This is a genomic window from Paenibacillus hunanensis (assembly GCF_034055775.1).
Taxonomy (GTDB): domain Bacteria; phylum Bacillota; class Bacilli; order Paenibacillales; family Paenibacillaceae; genus Saccharibacillus; species Saccharibacillus hunanensis.
Window position 1 is genome coordinate 1,531,940 of sequence record NZ_CP139194.1, and the last position, 19,623, is coordinate 1,551,562.

The window sequence follows — 19,623 nt, forward strand, 5'->3', positions numbered from 1 at the left end:
GAGGAAATCAATGGATAACAAGCCGATCCGGCAACAGGAGCATGGATTATGGACATCGGTGCTGACAGGTTTCGTTTTGGCAATTGTAAAAGGTGTTGCTGGTTATATCGCGATGAATAAAGCGCTAATCGGTGATGCACTGTATACCGCTTCATCGGCGGCAAGCACGCTGGCAGAACGCTTGCTGCGTCGTAGCTGGAAAAGCCGTCGACGTGCGGCTTTGCGTTCAGAGCATCGTCCTGCCGAGGGTGTAGGCGCGTCCTTTGCACAGATGATCATTACTGTCGTTTTATTGCTCGGTGGGCTGGAAATTGCTATTGCTGCTGTACGTGATCTGATGGCACATGTGGAGCCAGAGCCTAAGCCATTTGCCATTGTGCTCGTCTTTTTGGCGATGGCGGTCAATGAAGCGGTATTTCGTTACCGTTATCGGTATATGTCCAAGCAAAAGAGCAATACGCTGGAGGAAATGATCGATACCCATCGCTATTCTCTGTATTCCTCGATTATTGTACTGGCAGGTATGCTCGGTACCATTGCTGCGCTGGAGCTAAATGAGGATCGACTGTATTATGTGCAGCCTGTGTCAGCATTGCTTGTAGCAATTATTTTGTGGCGTCAGGGCTATCGTTTAGCCAGACAGGCGATCTATGGACGGCTTGTGCAGACGATGGAGCAGCAGGATGCTAGCGATTATATGGAGACGGTACAGCGCGTACGCGGCGTGATCGCGGTCGAGCGATTGCAGGCTCAGGAGCATGATCGCGGTGTACATATCGAGCTGGTGCTTGCCGTTAATCCGAATATTACGGTACTGGCGGCGGCAGAGATTGCGGAGTATGCTCGTAATTTGCTGTTACACCGATTTGATCATGTGAGCCGGGTACAGGTATATACGATTCCATATACAGGCGGCTATCCGTATAAGTCCAATCATGATTGGGCCACTCATTCGGATCGTTCGTCTGGCGATGGAATGCTTCACTGAAGGAGGAACTAAGCACCATGATTCATTCACAATATCACTGGAATGTAAAACACCCCAATATAGCGGCTGCACAGCAGCTTAGCCGCGAGTTGAATATCGCTCCGCTAACTGCGACGCTGTTAAGCGGGCGAGGGTATACAACACCAGCAGCAGCAGAGACTTTTCTGGAGAGCAGCTCGGGAACGAGTCATGATCCATTTCTGCTGGCAGGTATGCCGGAGGCGGTTGAGCGTATTCGCCTGGCGCTGGAACGTAGCGAGAAAATCTGGATTTATGGTGATTACGATGCAGACGGTGTATCCAGCACCTCACTGATGATTCAATTGATGCGCGTATTAAAAGCGGATTTTGACATCTATATTCCACATCGTGCCAAGGAAGGCTATGGCCTGCACAATCATGCGCTCGATCTAGCACATGAGCAGGGTGTTACCCTGATCGTGACGGTGGATACAGGCATCAGTGCTGTCGAGCAGATTGCGTATGCAGGTGAGCTTGGCATAGACGTTGTAGTAACCGATCACCACGAACCGCCAGAGAAGCTACCCGCAGCAGTAGCACTCGTCAATCCGAAGCTACCGTATTGCCCGTATCCGTTTAAAGGGCTAGCCGGTGTAGGGGTCGCCTATAAGCTAGCCCAGGCGCTGCTGGGCGAGGTGCCGGATTCCTGGCTGGAGATCGTAGCGATCGGTACGGTAGCCGATCTGATGCCACTACAGGACGAGAATCGGCGTATGGTGAGCATCGGTGTGCAGCAAATGAAGCAAAGCGCTTTTCCAGGTATACATGCGTTACTTAATATTGCTGCCATCGACCCGGCACAGGTGAGTGCGACTCATATCGCATTTGCAATGGCACCACGTATTAATGCGAGTGGTCGAATGGAGCATGCTAAACGTGCTGTCGAGCTGTTAACGACAACGAATATGAGCTTAGCTGATCGAATTGCCTTTGAGCTGGATCAATTAAATAAAGAGCGTCAGGAGCTTGTCAACCGGATGGTGCAGGAAGCCATCGTCATGCTAGAATCGGAGCGTGATCAGCATCCACGCGGTGTGCCTGACGTTATTGTCGTTGCTGGTGAGGGCTGGAATCCAGGGGTAGTGGGTATCGTTGCCTCCAAGCTACTGGATCGTTATTATCGTCCAACGATTGTACTCGGGATCGATCCTGAGACTGGAATGGGTAAAGGCTCAGCACGTTCGATTCCCGGCTATGACATTTATCGTGCATTGCTCGATTGTGAGGATGTGCTGGATCATTTTGGTGGACACCCATCCGCAGCGGGTATGAGCTTGCATCGGGATCAATTGGATGCCTTCCGCAGTCGTCTGAATGAACGTGCAGCACAGCTACTCACTGAGGAAGATCTGGTTCCACAGACAGAAGCCGATTGTGAATGCAGTGTAGATCAGATCACACTGGAAGCGGTCGAGGAGCTGGAGCGGCTCGCTCCATTTGGGATGAATAATCCTTTACCTAAAATTGTCCTACGAGGCGTTACTCTATCTGAAGCACGTGCGATCGGTAAAACGTCAGATCATCTACGACTGGTCGTCGAGCAGGATGGAGCTGTGCTTGAAGGCGTCGCCTTTGGTAAAGGAGAGCTAGCATCGCTGCTACGTGCAGGCGATCACATCGATCTGCTGGCAGAGACCAGCATTAATGAGTGGCGCGGTGTACGTAAGCCGCAATTGATGGTGCAGGATATCGCTGTACCGGGCTTACAGGTCTGGGATCGCCGTGGTGCTGATGATTGGACAGGCGAGCTAACGACCATTCAGCACAAATGGTCGCGTTATATGGCAACCGAAATGGGACAATTCGGTGTACTGGGCGATGAAAAACGAATGGAAACTTTAAAAAGCCAATTGTCGGATGTATCCCTTTGGGGTTATGATAGACAAGTTGATATTGCGGCTTGCAATCATGTCTCCATACAGTATGGGGCAGAAGCCATACGCACATTATGTCTGTTATCATTACCAGCGCATATTGAACAATTGAACGTCATTTTTGAGCGCTTTACCGGCGTGGAAAATATCGTTCTGCTGCATGATCGTCCAGACCGTCAGGATCGCCTGCAAATTCCCGATCGGGAGCAATTCAAGCTGATCTACGGCTGGCTCGCCAAAAGCAGTGCTACCATTGCTGAAGAACAGAAGCTAATCCCGTATTTGAGTCAAAAAACATCCAGCTCGGTACGTATGGTGCAAATGATGCTGGACGTGTTTGAGGAGCTGGACTTCATCGTGCGTCAGGATGGACAGATTCGCATGAATACAGCGCCTGATAAGCGTCCGCTCGGTAGCTCACAGCTGTACCGGGAGCTTGGCGAACTGGCTGAAATGGAATATATGTTATGTGAAAGTGATCTGCCACAGTTGACTTCATGGATGATTGCCCGTATGCAAGGCGTATCATAAACGCTAACTTTTAGGAGGAGATTTTTTTGGATTTTAAAGAGCATATTCGTGTCATTCCGGACTTTCCGCAGGAAGGAATTAGCTTCAAGGATATTACAACCCTGCTGCAAAACGGCGAAGCGTACAAGCAATCGATCGATGAGCTGAGAAAGCTGCTCAAGGATTTGAAAATTGACGTAATCGCTGGACCGGAAGCACGTGGCTTTGTTGTCGGCGCACCGCTGGCGTATGCACTGGGCGTAGGCTTTGTGCCGATCCGTAAAACAGGCAAGCTGCCATACAAAACGATTCAAGCTGAATATGCGCTTGAATACGGTAAGGATGTACTGGCTATGCACGTCGATGCGATTCAGCCAGGACAAAATGTACTGATCGCTGACGATCTGCTGGCAACAGGTGGCACAATTGCAACCTGTGTTGACCTGATCCGTCAAGTGGGCGGTAATGTGATTGGCGCAGCATTCATGATCGAGCTGCAAGACCTGAACGGACGCGAAAAACTGCCAGATATCGAGGTATTCACACTTACTCAATATCCTTTCTAATATTTACCATTATCAGCCTTTTCTTTATTATAATAAAGCAGAGCTTAATGGACGAGTCTTTCGAGACTTTTAAGTGGAAATAAAAGCCAAAAACGCATTATAAATAAACCCGATTTTCATTGTCATGATGATGAAAATCGGGTTTTTTGGCGTTTTTTGAACAAAATTGCCTTAAAATCGACTTTTTGTTGAAACCTCATTAGGGGTAAGCCGTATACAGTAGAGAGGCATGCTGCTTATGAGCGCATGGATGTTCAAGTTGGATGTTCAATAAGTATGCCAATTTTATAGAAAAAGGAGGGGGAAGTATGGCGATCATTCGCGAGACGGACTTGCCCGGTATTGGAAGGAAATTTGTAGTGGAAACCGAGGAACAGGATCATGTAGCAATCATTGTGCATGAGGATGGAAAGCGTGAGCTGTATCATCAACCATCCGACAGCCCGGACGATCATGAGCTGGTCATGTCGCTGCACGATCATGAAGCAAGACAGCTTGCCAGCATTATTGGTGGGATGAGTTATCAGCCAAGCGCGTTGGAAAAAGCAGAATTGTCGATTTCCAAATTAACGATTGAGTGGCATAAGCTCAAGTCGGGTATGGGCTGTATTGGCAAAACGATCGGTGAGCTATCGATTCGTGAGCAAACAGGTACGGTGATCATCGCTGGAATTAGTGCAAAGCAGCAACAGATTATTCCAGGCCCGGACTATGTGCTACAAAGTGAAACCACACTCGTTATTGCCGGCGAGCGAAATGGAATTCAATTGCTCAAAGAGCTGCTCGAAAGGGGGAGCGGCTGATGGATTACATCGTATTTGAGATCGGTATTGCGGTATTGCTCGTTGCCCTTGCAGGTTTGCTGGCAAGTAAGCTCCGCTTCTCGGTCGTTCCCTTTTATATTCTGGCAGGTATGGCGGTAGGGCCTCATGCGCCGGTATTCGGAATTGTCGATTTTCGCTTTATTCAGAGCGCTGAGCTGATTGAATTTATGGGTAAAATCGGGGTTATTTTCCTGCTATTCTATCTTGGACTGGAATTTTCGGTAGGTCGATTAGTGAAGGCAGGGCGCTCGATTGCACTCGGGGGTACAATCTATATCGGTATTAACTTTACCCTCGGACTGTTATATGGCTTATTGACTGGCTTTGATCTCAAAGAAATTCTGGTGATTGCCGGAATCACAACGATCTCGTCCAGCGCGATTGTAGCCAAGGTACTGGTCGACTTGAAGCGTACAGCCAATCCAGAAACGGAAATGATTCTGGGTATCATTATGTTTGAGGATGTGTTCCTCGCCGTATATCTGTCCGTACTGTCTGGCTTGCTGCTCAGCGGAGCAACATCGGTTGGCGGTATTCTATTGTCGGCGGCGATTGCACTAGGGTATATGCTACTCATTCTCATCATTGGACGCAAGGCAGTTCCATTGCTTAACCGAGTGCTAAATATTCAATCCAATGAAATCTTTATGTGTGTGATCTTTGCAGCGTTGTTCCTGATCGCAGGCTTCTCGGAGACGATTCACGTAGCGGAAGCGATTGGCGCATTGCTCGTTGGTCTCGTGCTCGCAGAAACATCGCATATGCACCGGATTGAAAAGATTATTTTACCGTTTCGTGATTTCTTTGGAGCATTGTTCTTCTTTAGCTTCGGACTAACGATCGATCCGTTGTCACTGGGTGGAAATGCCGTATGGCTGGCGATCGGTGCAGTGATCATCACGATGATTGGTAACTATAGCGCAGGTATGCTGGCAGGGAAGACCGCGAATCTGTCTCCGCAGGCATCCTCGAATGTCGGCTTGACGATTATGTCGCGTGGTGAGTTTTCTATCATTGTGGCGAATCTAGGTGCAGCTGGTGCGTTATCTGGCATTTTACAGCCATTTGCCGCGATCTATGTATTAATTCTAGCGATACTGGGCCCACTGCTAACCAAGGAATCAAAGTTTATTTATAAAGGTGTCGCACGCGTATTCCGATGGAATAAACAAACGAAAAAATCCTGATGCTGCACGGCAAAGGGATGAAAAGACTGCATCTCATTAAAAGCGAATTATTTTCCTATAACACGTCTGGCCGACCTTGATAATGGTTCGGCGGCGCATCATGATTACGATACAGGCATGCAAGATCGTATTATAAGAAAATGACTTGCTGAGGATGGTTCTGATAACCGCAATATCCTGATCGCAGCTCAAATGAAAATAGCTCCTATCACCGAAAAGGATGATAGGAGCTATTTGTTTATTCTTCATTGTTATTGATGTAGCAGCACAGCATATAAAAGTAGCATCGATGCAGCTTAATCTGGAATTTTCGCTGGTGGTGCTTCATCGTTACGATCATTGGTCAATCCAGTCACCTGCAAAATGCGGAAGAAGAGACTGAGCAGAATGCCGACGATAGTAGCCAGGGCCATACCTTTGAGCTGTACCGTGCCTAATGTAACCGTCGCACCACTCAGACCGGTAATCAGGACAACCGTAGTCAGCAGCATATTTTGCGCTTTGGAGTAGTCGACCTTTTGCTCAACTAGAATACGCAGACCTGATGCGGCGATAACGCCAAACAACAGCAGGGATACGCCGCCCATAACCGGTGTTGGAATAGCGGACACGGCACCTGTGAATGTACCGGAGAACGAAAGGACGATCGCAATAATCGCTGCACCGCCGATCACATATACCGAATACACACGAGTAAGCGCCATAACGCCGATATTTTCACCATAGGTTGTATTGGGAGTCGAGCCTACAAAGCCAGACAGAATCGTCGACAGACCGTTACCCATCAGCGAGCGATGTAGCCCCGGATCTTTGGATAGGGTTTTACCTACGATATTACTTGTCACGAGCAGGTGACCGACATGCTCCACGATAACGACCAGCGCTACCGGAATAATAGTCAAAATAACCGACAGATTGAATGAAGGTGTAGTGATATGCGGTAATTGCAAAAAGCTAGCGTTGGTAATCGGGTCTGTATTGGCAAGACCGAGCGGGAAAGCAAGGGCATAGCCAACGACGATACCGATCAGAATGTGGATGATTTTCGGAAAACCGCGGAAGGTAACAGCACCGATCAGTGTGACACCGAGTGTAATGAGGGATAGAGCGATCACACGTCCATCTGGCGTCCATGTTGCTGCGTCAGCACCGGATGGAGCGATAAAGCCAGCCATCTGTGCAGCGACAGGAATGAGCTCCAGACCGATCAATGCGACGATGGCGCCCATAGCTGCTGGAGGAAAGACAACGTCAATCCAGCGGGTGCCTGCATATTTTACAAGCAGTGCAACCAGTATAAAAATAACACCTGTGACGATAAATGCGCCGAGTGCGAGCGAATAGCCGCTATCACCATAGCCATACTTGGTCAGTACAAGCGTAACCGGTGCGATAAAAGCGAAGCTGGAGCCGAGATAGGCAGGGATTTTGCCCCGACAGATCCATATGTAGATTAATGTACCAATACCGTTCATCAGTAGAATCATACCCGGGTCGACTTTAAATAAATTCGGCACGAGCACCGTACTGCCAAACATAGCGAACAGATGCTGTAAACTGAGCAGCAGTCCAGGGCCGAGTGGCAATCTTTCATTTACCTGAATTTCGCGTTGCAATGCATTCACTCCTTAATTATCGATTATGTTGTCCGTCCACGGGAACCCCGCAAATTTGCATCTTTACTAGAGTAATGACTTTACACACTTTTTTCAATATCGTTTTTCGCGTGAGGCATGTAAAATTTTCAATCACCGCCTTTCGACAATCTTTACAAACCCTTCATGTATAACGGTTGACGCGGCTATGTGCAAGAGGCATAATTAGAGGAAACCCCTTTTTGGTGCCTGTGGCTGTAAGGTAGCTTATCAGGCCTTGTATTGAACGTATTTTCAAGATTTATGAAATGAAAAGTATATATTCGTCGGTTTACAAACCGTTATTTATGAATAGAAAGGATACGACAACGATTCCATGGGCATAGAGCGATTACTTGAAAAGGCGTCCGCCTATATAAAACCAAAGGATCTCGAACGTATCCAGGAGGCCTATGAATTTGCCGATCAGGCTCACCATGGCCAGGTGCGTAAGTCGGGAGAACCTTATATTTTGCATCCACTGGCAGTTGCAGATATCGTGGTGGGCATGGAGATGGACACCATCTCGATCATCGCTGCACTGCTGCATGATGTTGTCGAAGACACGACTGTACCTCTGGAAGAAATTCGTACTCGGTTTGGTGATAGCTGCGCTATGCTGGTTGATGGACTGACCAAGCTGGAGCGCATCAAATTCCGTTCCAAAGAAGAGCAGCAAAACGAGAACTATCGTAAAATGTTTATCGCGATGGCACAGGATATTCGCGTTATCGTTATCAAGCTGGCTGACCGTCTGCACAATATGCGTACGCTGAAATATCAGTCCGAGGAAAGTCAGCGCCGAATCGCTTATGAAACATTAGAAATCTTCTGCCCGGTTGCTCACCGTCTCGGTATTTCCGCGATCAAGTGGGAGATGGAGGATATTGCGCTTCGCTACTTGAATCCGCAGCAGTACTATCGTATTGCGAACCTAATGCACAAAAAGCGTGCAGAGCGTGAGCAATATATCGATAATGTTATCGTGCGTATTCGTGAAAAATTGCAGGAAATGGGTATCGATGCGGATCTGTCCGGTCGACCAAAGCATATTTATAGCGTGTACCAGAAGATGACGAACAAAAACAAGCAATTTAACGAAATCTATGATCTGCTGGCGATTCGGATTATTGTGGACAATATTAAGGATTGTTACGCAACACTCGGTATTATCCATACGCTGTGGAAGCCGATGCCAGGACGATTCAAGGATTATATCGCTATGCCCAAGCCGAATATGTATCAGTCGCTGCATACGACCGTAGTAGGTCCGAATGGCGAGCCGACAGAGGTACAGATTCGTACATGGGATATGCACCGTACGGCTGAATTCGGTATCGCTGCACACTGGGCGTACAAGGAAGGCGGCTCTACAGGCGGCAATATGGAAAATAAAGTACCATTTTTCAAAGAAATTCTGGAGCTTCAGCATGAAGCACAGGATGCTTCTGAATTTGTAGAATCGCTGAAAATGGACTTTTTCTCTGATCTGGTGTTTGTCTTTACGCCAAAAGGCGAAGTCATCGAGCTGCCGAATGGCTCGGTGCCGCTCGACTTTGCATATCGCATTCATACCGAGGTCGGTAACCGAACGATCGGCGCCAAGGTCAACGGACGTATCGTGCCGCTCGATCATCGTCTCAAGACGGGCGATATCGTTGAGATTCTGACCTCCAAGCATTCGTATGGCCCAAGTCAGGACTGGCTGAAAATTGCACAATCTTCCCACGCGCGCAGTAAAATTAAGCAGTGGTACAAGAAGGAAAAACGCGAGGAGAACGTGCAAAAGGGACGCGAAGCGCTGGAGCGTGAGATTAAGCGTCTGAACCTGGAGCCTTCGGCATGGCTGAGTGATGATAAACTGCTGGAGGTTGGTAAAAAGTTCGCTTTTCACGATGTGGAGGATATGCTCGCTGCGATCGGATTTGGCGGCATTACCGCAGCTCAAATCTGCACACGACTGACAGAGAAGCTGCGTCGTGAGCAGGAAGAATCGAATATGATCGAGCTGTCTAATCAGGTGAAGGAAGTCAAAACAGCTGCACCGGAGCAAAAACGCCGTCCAACCCACGGAGTAAGCATCAAGGGTGTCGATAATCTGCTTGTACGCTTTGCACGCTGTTGTAACCCTGTACCTGGCGACGATATCGTCGGCTATGTTACACGCGGACGCGGTGTATCGATTCACCGTAGCGACTGCACAAATGTACCGAATGTCGATGATCCGAACGAATCCGCTCGTATTATCGAAGTCGAGTGGGAAGATGCAGTGGAAGCGAACTATAACGTCGATATCGAGATCACCGGTCACGATCGTCGTGGTTTGCTGAACGAAGTGCTGCAAACTGTTGCCGAGAGCAAGACTAACATCTCTGCGGTCTCCGGACGCTCCGATAAAAATAAAATGGCCATGATCCATATGACGATCATGATCCGCAACACCGATCATTTGCAATCGGTCGTTGATAAAATTAAACGCGTGCAGGATGTGTATACCGTGCACCGGATTATGCAGTAAGCATTCGTAATACCAGTAACTGCTATTAGTAATACGTAAAGCATAGTACAATGTGTTGCTATGTGAGTGAATAGCTGCTTATCCGCTCAACAAAACCGCTCTACGAAGAAGCCAATCTCGCTGTGATGAGCGGCGATTGGCTTCTTTTGTTATATCTATCAATACCACGAACTATACATCCTATTTCGTAAACGAAAGGAATCATTCCCATGAGAGTAGTAATCCAGCGCTGTAAACAGGCAGCGGTCACCGTAAACGGCGATACCGTCGGACAAATTGGAAAAGGCTTGATGGTGCTCGTCGGCGTTACTCACGGCGATACAGTAGAAGACGCACAATACCTTGCAGGCAAAGTCGCAGGTATTCGCATTTTCGAGGATGAAGCAGGTAAAATGAATCTCGGTATTAGCGATATCGGCGGCGAAGTGCTGTCTGTATCCCAATTCACCCTGTATGGCGATTCCCGTAAAGGCAAGCGCCCCAGCTTCATCGAAGCCGCTCGCCCGGACGAAGCGATCCCTGTCTACGAAGCCTTCAATGAGGCGCTGGAGCAGCACGGATTAACCGTAGCTACCGGCATCTTCGGTGCCGACATGGACGTCTCTCTAACTAACTGGGGCCCTGTTACGCTCATCATCGATAGCCCTACTAAAAATGCGAACCCCAAGCTAACATAAAATCCCCGCACCCCGCACCCAGCAAGGGCTGCGGGGATTTTTGTTGTTTTTTTGTATCGTTTGAAGTAGGCTAAAAGAGAGGTTCGCACTTTTAGCCACTTTTGGCGTTGATACATAAGGGCTGATCGGGTGTACAGTCACTCCTTGTACAGGAGTGTGGATTGAAATTGGATATGTAGATATAGTTCGGGAAAAGTCGCTCATGTCACTCCTTGTACAGGAGTGTGGATTGAAATTTATAGCCTATGCCCATTTCCAAATATTTAGCGAGTCACTCCTTGTACAGGAGTGTGGATTGAAATTGCGGATAAGCCTCGCCCTCGCGAGAAAAATTCTGTCACTCCTTGTACAGGAGTGTGGATTGAAATAGATGCTGTATCGTCGGAATCAGCATCGTCACCGCCGTCACTCCTTGTACAGGAGTGTGGATTGAAATAACATCCATCGGATTCAGGTAGCTGATCACCAGACGTCACTCCTTGTACAGGAGTGTGGATTGAAATTTGTAACCGCGTATTTACCGAGGATACCAGTAACAAGAGAAGGTCACTCCTTGTACAGGAGTGTGGATTGAAATTACCTAACGATTGAGAGGTATCAAGTCTAGTCTTGTCACTCCTTGTACAGGAGTGTGGATTGAAATTCAAACAGTCTATACCCGCGTGGTTGTACAATAAAAGTCACTCCTTGTACAGGAGTGTGGATTGAAATATGTGGATTTGCTTCCACTTCCGAACCATCCTCGTCACTCCTTGTACAGGAGTGTGGATTGAAATTTTTACAAATATTCGAATAGATCCGCTTGGCCTTGTCACTCCTTGTACAGGAGTGTGGATTGAAATCCTTAGGGGAACGTAAATGAATAGGTAACACACGGTCACTCCTTGCACGAAATTTCACATTAAAAAACTCACCTACTTTGATCAATAAATTACTAAAAACACCTACTCCCCAAAACAACGCAACCCACTTGCATGAACAAACGACACCATCCCCAACTCGCATAATCTCCCCCACCTGAACGAAGGAAAGGAAATAAGGGCAAAGGACGACTTTGGAGGGCGGGAATCTACATTTGCTTCATCATTCGTAGATTCCTGCGCTCCACCCGAGTCCGTGCCCTTATTCCTTTTCAGAGTGGGGTCGCCAACCATGCTCGAATACGAGCACTCCCACTACAGCAAGTACACTCCTTTCCCCAGCATGTTATATCCGCTCAACAACAGGGTAATAACATTAACGAAACCCAAGCCTACATCCCACTTGCACCCGGCAAAGCAATAACCTGTGCTTCCTATTCAATCGATCGAACTCCATACACACTAGCACAAGAGCCAGCCGAGCACATTGGACATTCGCCGCCCTGCAAGCACCGGGCACCCGAATCAATTACATTTCACGATCCAGGAGAGGAGATAACATCATGAGTAAAATAGCATTTCTACTGGCAAATGAATTTGAGGATTCCGAAATGCAGGTACCTTACGACGAGCTGACGAAGGCTGGTCATGAGGCTGATATTATCGGACTGGAAAAGGGTCAAAAGGTAACAGGCAAAAATGGCAAAGCGGAATACACAATTGAAAAAGCAATCACTGAGGTGCAAGCTTCCGATTATGATGCACTGGTCATTCCAGGTGGCTCTTCACCGGAGAATCTGCGCCTGAATGCGGATGTATTGAATTTTGTTACCGAGATTGATAATGCCAATAAAACGATTGGTGCGATCTGTCACGGGCCACAAATTCTGGCGAGTGCGGATCTGCTAAAAGGACGCACGATCACATCCTATCCACCGCTGAAAGTAGACATGATGAATGCAGGTGCAAACTTTAAGGACGGCGAAGCGATTGTCGATGGCAATCTGATCACATCCCGTATCCCCGATGATGAGCCAGCATTTGTACGTGAGCTGCTGAAAGTACTGTAAGTCTCTAGTTCACACGTTACTTGCTCCACACCAGACAGGCTGTAGGGAGGAGATCGCTACAGCCTGATCAATAGCGAGGAGGTCATGACGATGACACAACATATTCAGGCTTACTTTCGTACCGAGGATCAGGCAGAGAGCGCTCGTATTTCATTAGAGACATTGAACGTAAAAAATTTAGAGGTGGGACGCCTTGAAAGCCAGGTGAATCAAGGCGGACGTGTATTGGTGCCGTTGCTACCAGTCAATGCTGGTGGAGGAACAACTGGTGGCACAACGAGCGGCGTAGCCGGAGGTACAGGCCCGGGAACGATTATTCCACCGACAGCGATTATCGGTGATGATGGGAATCGTAACGAAGTACGTGATAATGATTCCGACCGTGACGCACGTGATGATCACGACGCATGGAGCGCAATGAATGCAACGGATAAAGACTATGACGATCTGAAATACGTCCTTTCCGTTACAGCGATGGAAGCAGACGTAGAAAGCGTCGTGCAAAAGCTGCGTACAAACAACGCATTTGTCGAGGTTCTTGAATAGAACTTCCTTCACTTTACGAGAGCATAACAATAAGCAACCATGCGATATTGTAAACGCTATCAAATAGTGTTTGGCGATAGCTACGTTTCATTATCCTTCAATCGTGAAGCCAGCATGTAGAACGTAGCTGAATCCCACACATTTGTACTCGATTAGAGCATGGTTGCCTGTAGTATAGATGAGATTACACACAGACGAAATCGATAAAAGTAGCTTTCCCTTCAAGGATAACGAAGGAAAAGCTACTTTTTATTTGGAATGGAAATATATAAGAAAAGGGCAACTTTTGAGCCCATTTCAGCTAAGTGATCGTATAAGTTATACCTATTGTAACGAAACTGTAATATAGGAAACATCTTCCCTTAACAATGTGCACCTATAATGAACACATGACCCCCTTTTAACATACTTGTTGACCTGCAGCCCGTTGCTGCAGGTATTTTTTTGTGCTTAGAGCATTGACTTTAGCGCGGTAGTTCATTACAATCGGTAAATATAACATGAAGCTATCTCTAGTGCCATCTTTGCCAGGGAACCAGCATGAGCCCCCAGCATCGTATAGTCTCGCGCTGTACATCTTGCCCTGCATGCTATGTCTAATTGTACTGAAGTGAGGAGTTGAGCATATGACTGATCACCATCCCTATCCGATGTTATATGCGTCTGGATCGATCAGGGTTGCAGATCATTTGCTTAATGAAGCTTCCTTGCCTTTGGAGGTACATGATTTTTTGATGCAGTATGGTTTGCCAATGCTACCGACTAAGAATGACAATACGATAGCTCCTGTGCAATTTTGCGAGCCATTTATGCATTCGATAGGTAAGCGGCAATGGTTCATTATTGCTAGAGAAGAGTGGAGTGAAGGGCTGCTAATTGGGCTTGATCTTGCCAGCTTTGAAGTATGTCGGCTGGAGGAGACAGGCAATGGTCGTCCTGCAATAGCTGTCCTGAATCGTTCGTTGCTTTGCTTTTTGGACTTTATGGAGCAACTGCTGGTCTTCGTAGCCAAGCATCCATTGCCAGAATATGAAGCTCAAACGTATACCGCTGAGGAAGCAGCAGAGAAGCTAGCAGCCTGGCGAGAACGTCAGCGAACCGGACAATCGATTCAGCGAACACCGGAGCAGGAAGAACGGATTCGTATGAATCGTCAGCTAGAGCAACAATTTCAAGTAGGCTTGCGCCAATTAAAGCAATCTTTTCGCCAAATGGACGCTATCGCCATGAAACGTAATTCCTGGTGGAAAGTAGTGCTTGAACAATTAGAAGATGGTATAATATAATTTATGAAATCAAGTGTGAGTGATCTCCTCACACGGGGTGAAATAAAAAAAGGATTTTTGCAGAGCAAAATATCCATACATTAGTGTGAGTGATTTCCTCACACGAGGTACAATGAAAAAGAGGATTTTTGCAAAGCAAAATATCTCACAACTGTATGAATGATTCATAGACGGGAAAAGTACCACCGAGACCGGACAGTTCCATTTTGGAAAAGAGAGGAATCCCCCTGGGCTGCAAGGGTTCCCTGTACGACGGTGCGAAAAGACCTCCCCGAGAACATGATGTGAAAGATAGAAAAGGATGCAGCGCGAATGGATATACGCTTTTCGCGAAATGGGCAAGCCGTTGGCTGTGCTTCATGCTACTTTTGGAATCCAAGTAACCTCATGCGTAGTCAGCGGGCGTTAACCGCTTAATGAAGCGAATGTATCTGGATGGGTTGTATCCGGGAGCTTTGGCAGATTTCATTCTGTGCGTTTTGCATGAATGATATCGATCAGCCAGACAATAGCCGTATACACGGCAGCATTCGAAATGTGGGTGGCACCACGGGTGAATGGTATATCCAGTCCCTCGTCCCTGTTTGTATGATCGAACAGTGACGTGGGGCTTTTTTGTGTTTTCTAATCTAAGTCGTCTAACCAGTCACTGGTTTTTAGTTAAGAAGGAGGAGCAATTATGGCGTTTCAAAAACCAACAGGCACGCAGGATTTCCTGCCAGGTACTGTGGAGAAATGGCAGTATGTTGAAGAAAAGGCAAGAGATCTGTGCAGACGTTTTAACTATCGGGAGATTCGTACACCGATGTTTGAGCAAACCGAGCTATTCCAGCGCGGTGTCGGCGAAACAACAGATGTCGTACAGAAGGAAATGTACACCTTCGAGGATAAAGGTCATCGCAGTATGACACTTCGCCCAGAAGGGACAGCAGGCGTTGTTCGTGCGTATGCGGAGAACAAGCTGTATGGTGAGCCAGATGTGAGCAAGCTGTATTATATGGGACCGATGTTCCGCTATGAGCGTCCGCAGGCAGGTCGTTATCGTCAATTTCACCAGTTTGGTGTTGAGGCGTTTGGGTCGGTCGATCCAGCGATCGATGTAGAGGTTATCGCACTGGGCTTGCAATTTTTCAAGGAGCTGGGTCTGAAGGATGTATCGGTTGAGATCAACTCGGTCGGTACTTCTGAGACACGTGCAGCTTACAATGAAGCGCTGCTCGGCTTCCTGCGTCCGATGAAGGATACACTGTGCAAGGATTGTCAGCATCGTATGGAGCGTAACCCGATGCGTGTGCTCGATTGCAAAGTCGATCAGGATAAATTTGTCGGTGCACCGTCCATTTTGGATAGTCTTGATGAAGAGAGTACAGCGTACTTCCAGCAGGTAAAGGATCATCTGACCGCGATGGAGGTTCCGTATCGTGTGAATGAGCGTCTCGTACGTGGATTGGATTATTACACGCATACAGCGTTTGAATACAAAGCGCAGGGCATCGGTGCAATCGATACGATCGGTGGCGGCGGACGTTACAACAAGCTCGTGGCTGAGGTTGGCGGCCCGGATCAGCCGGGAATTGGCTTTGGTATTGGAATGGAGCGTCTACAGCTCATTCTGGCCAGTCAGGAAGTCGAAGTGCCAGCAGTGAAGCCGATTGACGTGTATCTGGTAGCGATTGGCGAAGCGGCGGAAAAAGAAACCGTAAAGCAGCTATTCAAGCTACGTACACTCGGCTTCTCCGCAGAGCGTGATTATCTTGGACGCAAAATCAAAGCACAAATGAAATCCGCTGACCGTTTTCAGGCACGTTATACAGCGATTCTCGGTGACGATGAGCTGTCGCGTGGCGAAATTTCACTTAAAGCAATGGACACGGGTGAACAACAAAATGTAAAACTGGCTCAGCTTGCTGACCATTTGAAATAAGTTGAACTACATTCTCATCACAATCAAGCATTGGATAAAAAGGAGAGTATAACATGTTAAGGACTCACAACTGCGGACAATTGACCGCTGCCAGCATTGGCGAAACGGTAACACTGAACGGCTGGGTGCAAACTCGTCGTGACCTTGGAGGCGTATTGTTTATCGATCTGCGTGACCGTACAGGTATTGTACAGATCGTATTCAACCCATCGTTCTCCGGCGATGCATTGCAAATTGCAGACCGTGTACGTAGCGAATATGTACTGGCTGTCAAAGGTGAAGTCGTTCGTCGTGACGAGGAAACGATCAACCCGAACCTGCCAACAGGCGATATCGAAGTGCGTATTACAGAGATCGAAGTGATCAACGCGGCGAAAACACCTCCGTTCTTCATCGAAGATGGTGTAGAGGTAGACGAATCGCTGCGTATGAAATATCGTTACCTTGACCTGCGTCGTCCAGAAATGCAAAAAACACTGATGCTACGTTCAAAAGCAACAAAAATCTTCCGTGACTTCCTCGATGAGCAGGGCTTTATCGATGTCGAAACGCCGATTCTGACCAAAAGTACACCGGAAGGCGCGCGTGACTATCTCGTACCAAGTCGTGTGCATGAAGGCGAATTTTTTGCACTGCCACAATCACCACAAATTTACAAGCAGCTGCTGATGGTGAGTGGACTGGAGCGTTACTACCAGATCGCTCGTTGCTTCCGTGACGAAGACCTGCGTGCAGACCGTCAGCCAGAATTTACACAGGTCGACATCGAGACTTCGTTTATCGAGCGCGATGAGCTGCTCGGTATGATGGAGCAGCTGATGGTACGTCTGTTCAAGGAAACGATCAACGTGGATATCCCAACTCCGTTCCAGCGCATTACGCATGCAGAAGCGATGGACAAATACGGTTCTGATAAGCCTGACCTGCGCTTTGGTCTGGAGCTCGTTAACGTAAGCCATATCGTTGCAAACAGCGGTGCAAAAGTATTCGCATCCGTGATCGAAAACGGTGGCGAAGTCAAAGTGCTGAACGCTAAAGGCTGCGGCACATGGACGCGTAAAGAGATCGACAGCCTGGAGCCATATGCAAAACGTTACGGTGCAAAAGGTCTGGCATGGATTCAAGTCAAAGAAGGCGAATTCCGCGGCCCTATCGTGAAATTCCTGAGCGAAGACGAAATTCAGCAGCTGCGCGAAACGACAGGTGCTGAAGAAGGCGACCTGCTGTTATTCTCGGCAGATAAGAAGCAGGTTGTAGCCGATGTACTTGGCGCAATGCGTGTGAAAATCGGTCGTGACCTCGGTCTGATCGACGACAACAGCTATAAATTTGCATGGGTTGTAGACTTCCCACTGCTCGGCTACGATGAGAACTCCAAGCGTTATGTAGCTGAACACCATCCATTCACACGTCCTTACGAGGAAGACCTGGAGCTGTTCGATACAGACCCTGGCAAAATCCGTGCGCAAGCGTACGATATCGTATTGAACGGCTATGAAGTGGGTGGCGGTTCCCAGCGTATTTACAAACGTGATCTGCAAGAGAAAATGTTCGAAATGCTCGGCTTCACACCAGAAGCAGCACGCGAGCAATTTGGCTTCCTGATGGATGCGTTTGAATATGGTACGCCTCCACACGGTGGTATCGCGTTCGGTCTTGACCGTCTCGTTATGCTGCTGGCTGGTCGCACGAACCTGCGTGAAACGATCGCATTCCCGAAAACAGCGAATGCAACGGATCTGCTGATGGACGCTCCAGCTCCGGTAGAAGCGTCTCAATTGGAAGACCTGCACATCCGTCTGGCACCGAAAAAGCTCGTTGTCGACAAAAGCTAATTATTCTAGCTGATTTATCGGAATGATATATACATGCACTATCCACAACTGCTGCAATCGATCATTGGACGATTGCAGCAGTTGTTTTGTGGGTATGTGGTATCATGGATTATTGTGGATAGAGTCAATGTAAAACTAACTTGTCGCCTATAGTCGCTACAGTGTACGATTAGTTTGACGTGGGCTTGGATTAGAGTTCAATTGTAACTGACGTATGTACTAGCTAGCGACAGGTAGGTGTTAATACGCAGTGGTCATACGCAACAATAAATGTAGATGGAAAGGAGCTGAACTGAAATGCTGAATCAATTTTCCCGTACCGAGCTTGCCTTTGGTCCGGAAGGCATTGAAGTGATGAAAAATAGTACGGTTGCTGTGCTTGGTATTGGCGGTGTAGGTGGGATTGCCGTTGAAGCGCTGGCGCGTACTGGTGTAGGTCGCATCATCCTGATCGATAAGGATGTTGTCGATATTACGAATATTAACCGTCAGATTCATGCGCTCACATCAACCGTAGGTCAGAAAAAAGCAGACCTGATGGTCGAACGTGTGAAGCTGATCAACCCGGAATGTGAAGCGATCGCACTGAATATGTTTTATACCGAGGAAACGTATGAGGAGCTGTTCAAGTACGATCTCGATTATGTGGTCGATGCATCGGATACGATCATTTACAAAATCCATCTGATCAAGCAGTGTCTAGAGCGCGGTATCCCGATCATTTCCAGTATGGGTGCTGCCAACAAAATGGACCCGACTCGCTTCCAGGTTGCAGACATCTCCAAAACGCATATGGACCCGATCGCACGCGTCGTACGTACAAAGCTGCGTAAGGAAGGTATCCGTAAAGGGGTGAAGGTTGTATTTTCAACCGAGGAGCCAATGAAGCCCCGTGTGGATGTCACGCAAAAGATCGTTCCAGAGAATGCACCGGAAATCCGCAAAGCGAAGCAGCCGCCAGCAAGTAATGCCTTCGTGCCGCCAGTGGCAGGACTGATTATGGTGAGTGTCGTTGTGCGTGAGCTGCTGGAAAAGAACGGGATTGAGCTTTAAAAGCGGATTTACGCTGAATTAGGCGTTGATTGTTTTGAATAGCGCTTGCTGTATGGAAATACAGATTGTGCGACATCCATAGGAGCTGGCATATAAGTCTGCGAATACGGAAGCTGTAAACCACTGTAGACGTATCGACCAATTGCTCCAAAGCAGTATTGTAGTGGGTTAATGTTTCGAATAAGCTGGTTATATCTGTTGTTGACGCGTTATTACAATAATAGATGTAGCCAGCTTTATGTTTAGAAAA

Annotated in this window: 14 protein-coding genes and 1 CRISPR repeat array; of the genes, 13 read left to right on the forward strand and 1 reads right to left on the reverse strand. The window is 47.7% G+C overall.

Going from position 1 to position 19,623, the window contains the following annotated elements; genetic code table 11:
• The first annotated feature begins 10 nt into the window (after nucleotides 1-10).
• The 5 genes from SK066_RS06200 to SK066_RS06220 all read left to right on the forward strand — a co-directional run bounded on the left by SK066_RS06200 (nucleotide 11) and on the right by SK066_RS06220 (nucleotide 5,970).
• Nucleotides 11-988, forward strand: a complete 978-nt coding sequence (locus SK066_RS06200; protein WP_320544032.1) for a cation diffusion facilitator family transporter — start codon at nucleotides 11-13, stop codon at nucleotides 986-988.
• A gap of 17 nt (nucleotides 989-1,005) precedes the next feature.
• The gene (recJ, locus tag SK066_RS06205; RefSeq protein ID WP_320544033.1) at nucleotides 1,006-3,414 is read left to right on the forward strand and encodes a single-stranded-DNA-specific exonuclease RecJ; all 2,409 of its coding nucleotides are present in this window, start codon (nucleotides 1,006-1,008) and stop codon (nucleotides 3,412-3,414) included.
• A 26-nt stretch (nucleotides 3,415-3,440) separates the two neighbouring features.
• Nucleotides 3,441-3,959 (forward strand): adenine phosphoribosyltransferase, encoded by a 519-nt coding sequence (locus tag SK066_RS06210; protein WP_188776112.1) that lies wholly within the window; start codon nucleotides 3,441-3,443, stop codon nucleotides 3,957-3,959.
• 308 nt (nucleotides 3,960-4,267) lie between these two features.
• On the forward strand, nucleotides 4,268-4,762 hold the full coding sequence (locus SK066_RS06215) for a cation:proton antiporter regulatory subunit (RefSeq protein WP_188776436.1): 495 nt from the start codon (nucleotides 4,268-4,270) through the stop codon (nucleotides 4,760-4,762).
• Nucleotides 4,762-5,970 (forward strand): cation:proton antiporter, encoded by a 1,209-nt coding sequence (locus SK066_RS06220; protein ID WP_320544034.1) that lies wholly within the window; start codon nucleotides 4,762-4,764, stop codon nucleotides 5,968-5,970. The genes SK066_RS06215 and SK066_RS06220 overlap by 1 nt, the downstream gene beginning before the upstream one ends.
• A gap of 296 nt (nucleotides 5,971-6,266) precedes the next feature.
• Here SK066_RS06220 and uraA read toward each other — a convergent pair whose 3' ends face one another.
• A complete protein-coding gene (gene uraA, locus SK066_RS06225) occupies nucleotides 6,267-7,586 on the reverse strand; it encodes a uracil permease (protein ID WP_320544035.1) in 1,320 nt (439 codons plus the stop codon).
• A gap of 355 nt (nucleotides 7,587-7,941) precedes the next feature.
• On the opposite strand from uraA, the gene SK066_RS06230 reads away from it, so the two are divergent.
• From SK066_RS06230 to SK066_RS06265, 8 genes are all read left to right on the forward strand, one after another.
• The gene (locus tag SK066_RS06230; RefSeq protein ID WP_188776115.1) at nucleotides 7,942-10,122 is read left to right on the forward strand and encodes a RelA/SpoT family protein; all 2,181 of its coding nucleotides are present in this window, start codon (nucleotides 7,942-7,944) and stop codon (nucleotides 10,120-10,122) included.
• A 209-nt stretch (nucleotides 10,123-10,331) separates the two neighbouring features.
• Entirely contained in the window at nucleotides 10,332-10,799 is a 468-nt protein-coding gene (gene dtd, locus SK066_RS06235) for a D-aminoacyl-tRNA deacylase (protein WP_320544036.1), read from the forward strand.
• A gap of 136 nt (nucleotides 10,800-10,935) precedes the next feature.
• Nucleotides 10,936-11,641: direct repeats of the CRISPR family, unit length 32 nt; unit sequence GTCACTCCTTGTACAGGAGTGTGGATTGAAAT.
• A 581-nt stretch (nucleotides 11,642-12,222) separates the two neighbouring features.
• A complete protein-coding gene (locus tag SK066_RS06240) occupies nucleotides 12,223-12,729 on the forward strand; it encodes a type 1 glutamine amidotransferase domain-containing protein (RefSeq protein WP_320544037.1) in 507 nt (168 codons plus the stop codon).
• 90 nt (nucleotides 12,730-12,819) lie between these two features.
• Complete coding sequence (locus tag SK066_RS06245; protein ID WP_188776118.1) at nucleotides 12,820-13,275, forward strand: hypothetical protein; 456 nt, start codon at nucleotides 12,820-12,822, stop codon at nucleotides 13,273-13,275.
• A 626-nt stretch (nucleotides 13,276-13,901) separates the two neighbouring features.
• The gene (locus tag SK066_RS06250) at nucleotides 13,902-14,561 is read left to right on the forward strand and encodes an SUKH-4 family immunity protein (protein WP_320544038.1); all 660 of its coding nucleotides are present in this window, start codon (nucleotides 13,902-13,904) and stop codon (nucleotides 14,559-14,561) included.
• Between the two features lie 679 nt (nucleotides 14,562-15,240).
• Nucleotides 15,241-16,485, forward strand: coding sequence for a histidine--tRNA ligase (gene hisS / locus SK066_RS06255; RefSeq protein WP_188776120.1), 1,245 nt, complete (start codon nucleotides 15,241-15,243; stop codon nucleotides 16,483-16,485).
• Between the two features lie 53 nt (nucleotides 16,486-16,538).
• The gene (gene aspS, locus SK066_RS06260) at nucleotides 16,539-18,320 is read left to right on the forward strand and encodes an aspartate--tRNA ligase (RefSeq protein WP_188776121.1); all 1,782 of its coding nucleotides are present in this window, start codon (nucleotides 16,539-16,541) and stop codon (nucleotides 18,318-18,320) included.
• A 297-nt stretch (nucleotides 18,321-18,617) separates the two neighbouring features.
• Nucleotides 18,618-19,373 (forward strand): tRNA threonylcarbamoyladenosine dehydratase, encoded by a 756-nt coding sequence (locus SK066_RS06265; protein ID WP_188776122.1) that lies wholly within the window; start codon nucleotides 18,618-18,620, stop codon nucleotides 19,371-19,373.
• Nucleotides 19,374-19,623: the final 250 nt, after the last annotated feature.

Excerpts from the sequence above, each read along its gene's own strand:
- SK066_RS06200 (WP_320544032.1), top strand. The coding sequence starts at position 11 with ATGGATAACAAGCCGATCCGGCAACAGGAGCATGGATTATGGACATCG.
- recJ (WP_320544033.1), top strand. The coding sequence starts at position 1,006 with ATGATTCATTCACAATATCACTGGAATGTAAAACACCCCAATATAGCG.
- SK066_RS06215 (WP_188776436.1), top strand. The coding sequence starts at position 4,268 with ATGGCGATCATTCGCGAGACGGACTTGCCCGGTATTGGAAGGAAATTT.
- SK066_RS06220 (WP_320544034.1), top strand. The coding sequence starts at position 4,762 with ATGGATTACATCGTATTTGAGATCGGTATTGCGGTATTGCTCGTTGCC.
- SK066_RS06230 (WP_188776115.1), top strand. The coding sequence starts at position 7,942 with ATGGGCATAGAGCGATTACTTGAAAAGGCGTCCGCCTATATAAAACCA.
- dtd (WP_320544036.1), top strand. The coding sequence starts at position 10,332 with ATGAGAGTAGTAATCCAGCGCTGTAAACAGGCAGCGGTCACCGTAAAC.
- SK066_RS06240 (WP_320544037.1), top strand. The coding sequence starts at position 12,223 with ATGAGTAAAATAGCATTTCTACTGGCAAATGAATTTGAGGATTCCGAA.
- SK066_RS06245 (WP_188776118.1), top strand. The coding sequence starts at position 12,820 with ATGACACAACATATTCAGGCTTACTTTCGTACCGAGGATCAGGCAGAG.
- SK066_RS06250 (WP_320544038.1), top strand. The coding sequence starts at position 13,902 with ATGACTGATCACCATCCCTATCCGATGTTATATGCGTCTGGATCGATC.
- hisS (WP_188776120.1), top strand. The coding sequence starts at position 15,241 with ATGGCGTTTCAAAAACCAACAGGCACGCAGGATTTCCTGCCAGGTACT.
- aspS (WP_188776121.1), top strand. The coding sequence starts at position 16,539 with ATGTTAAGGACTCACAACTGCGGACAATTGACCGCTGCCAGCATTGGC.
- SK066_RS06265 (WP_188776122.1), top strand. The coding sequence starts at position 18,618 with ATGCTGAATCAATTTTCCCGTACCGAGCTTGCCTTTGGTCCGGAAGGC.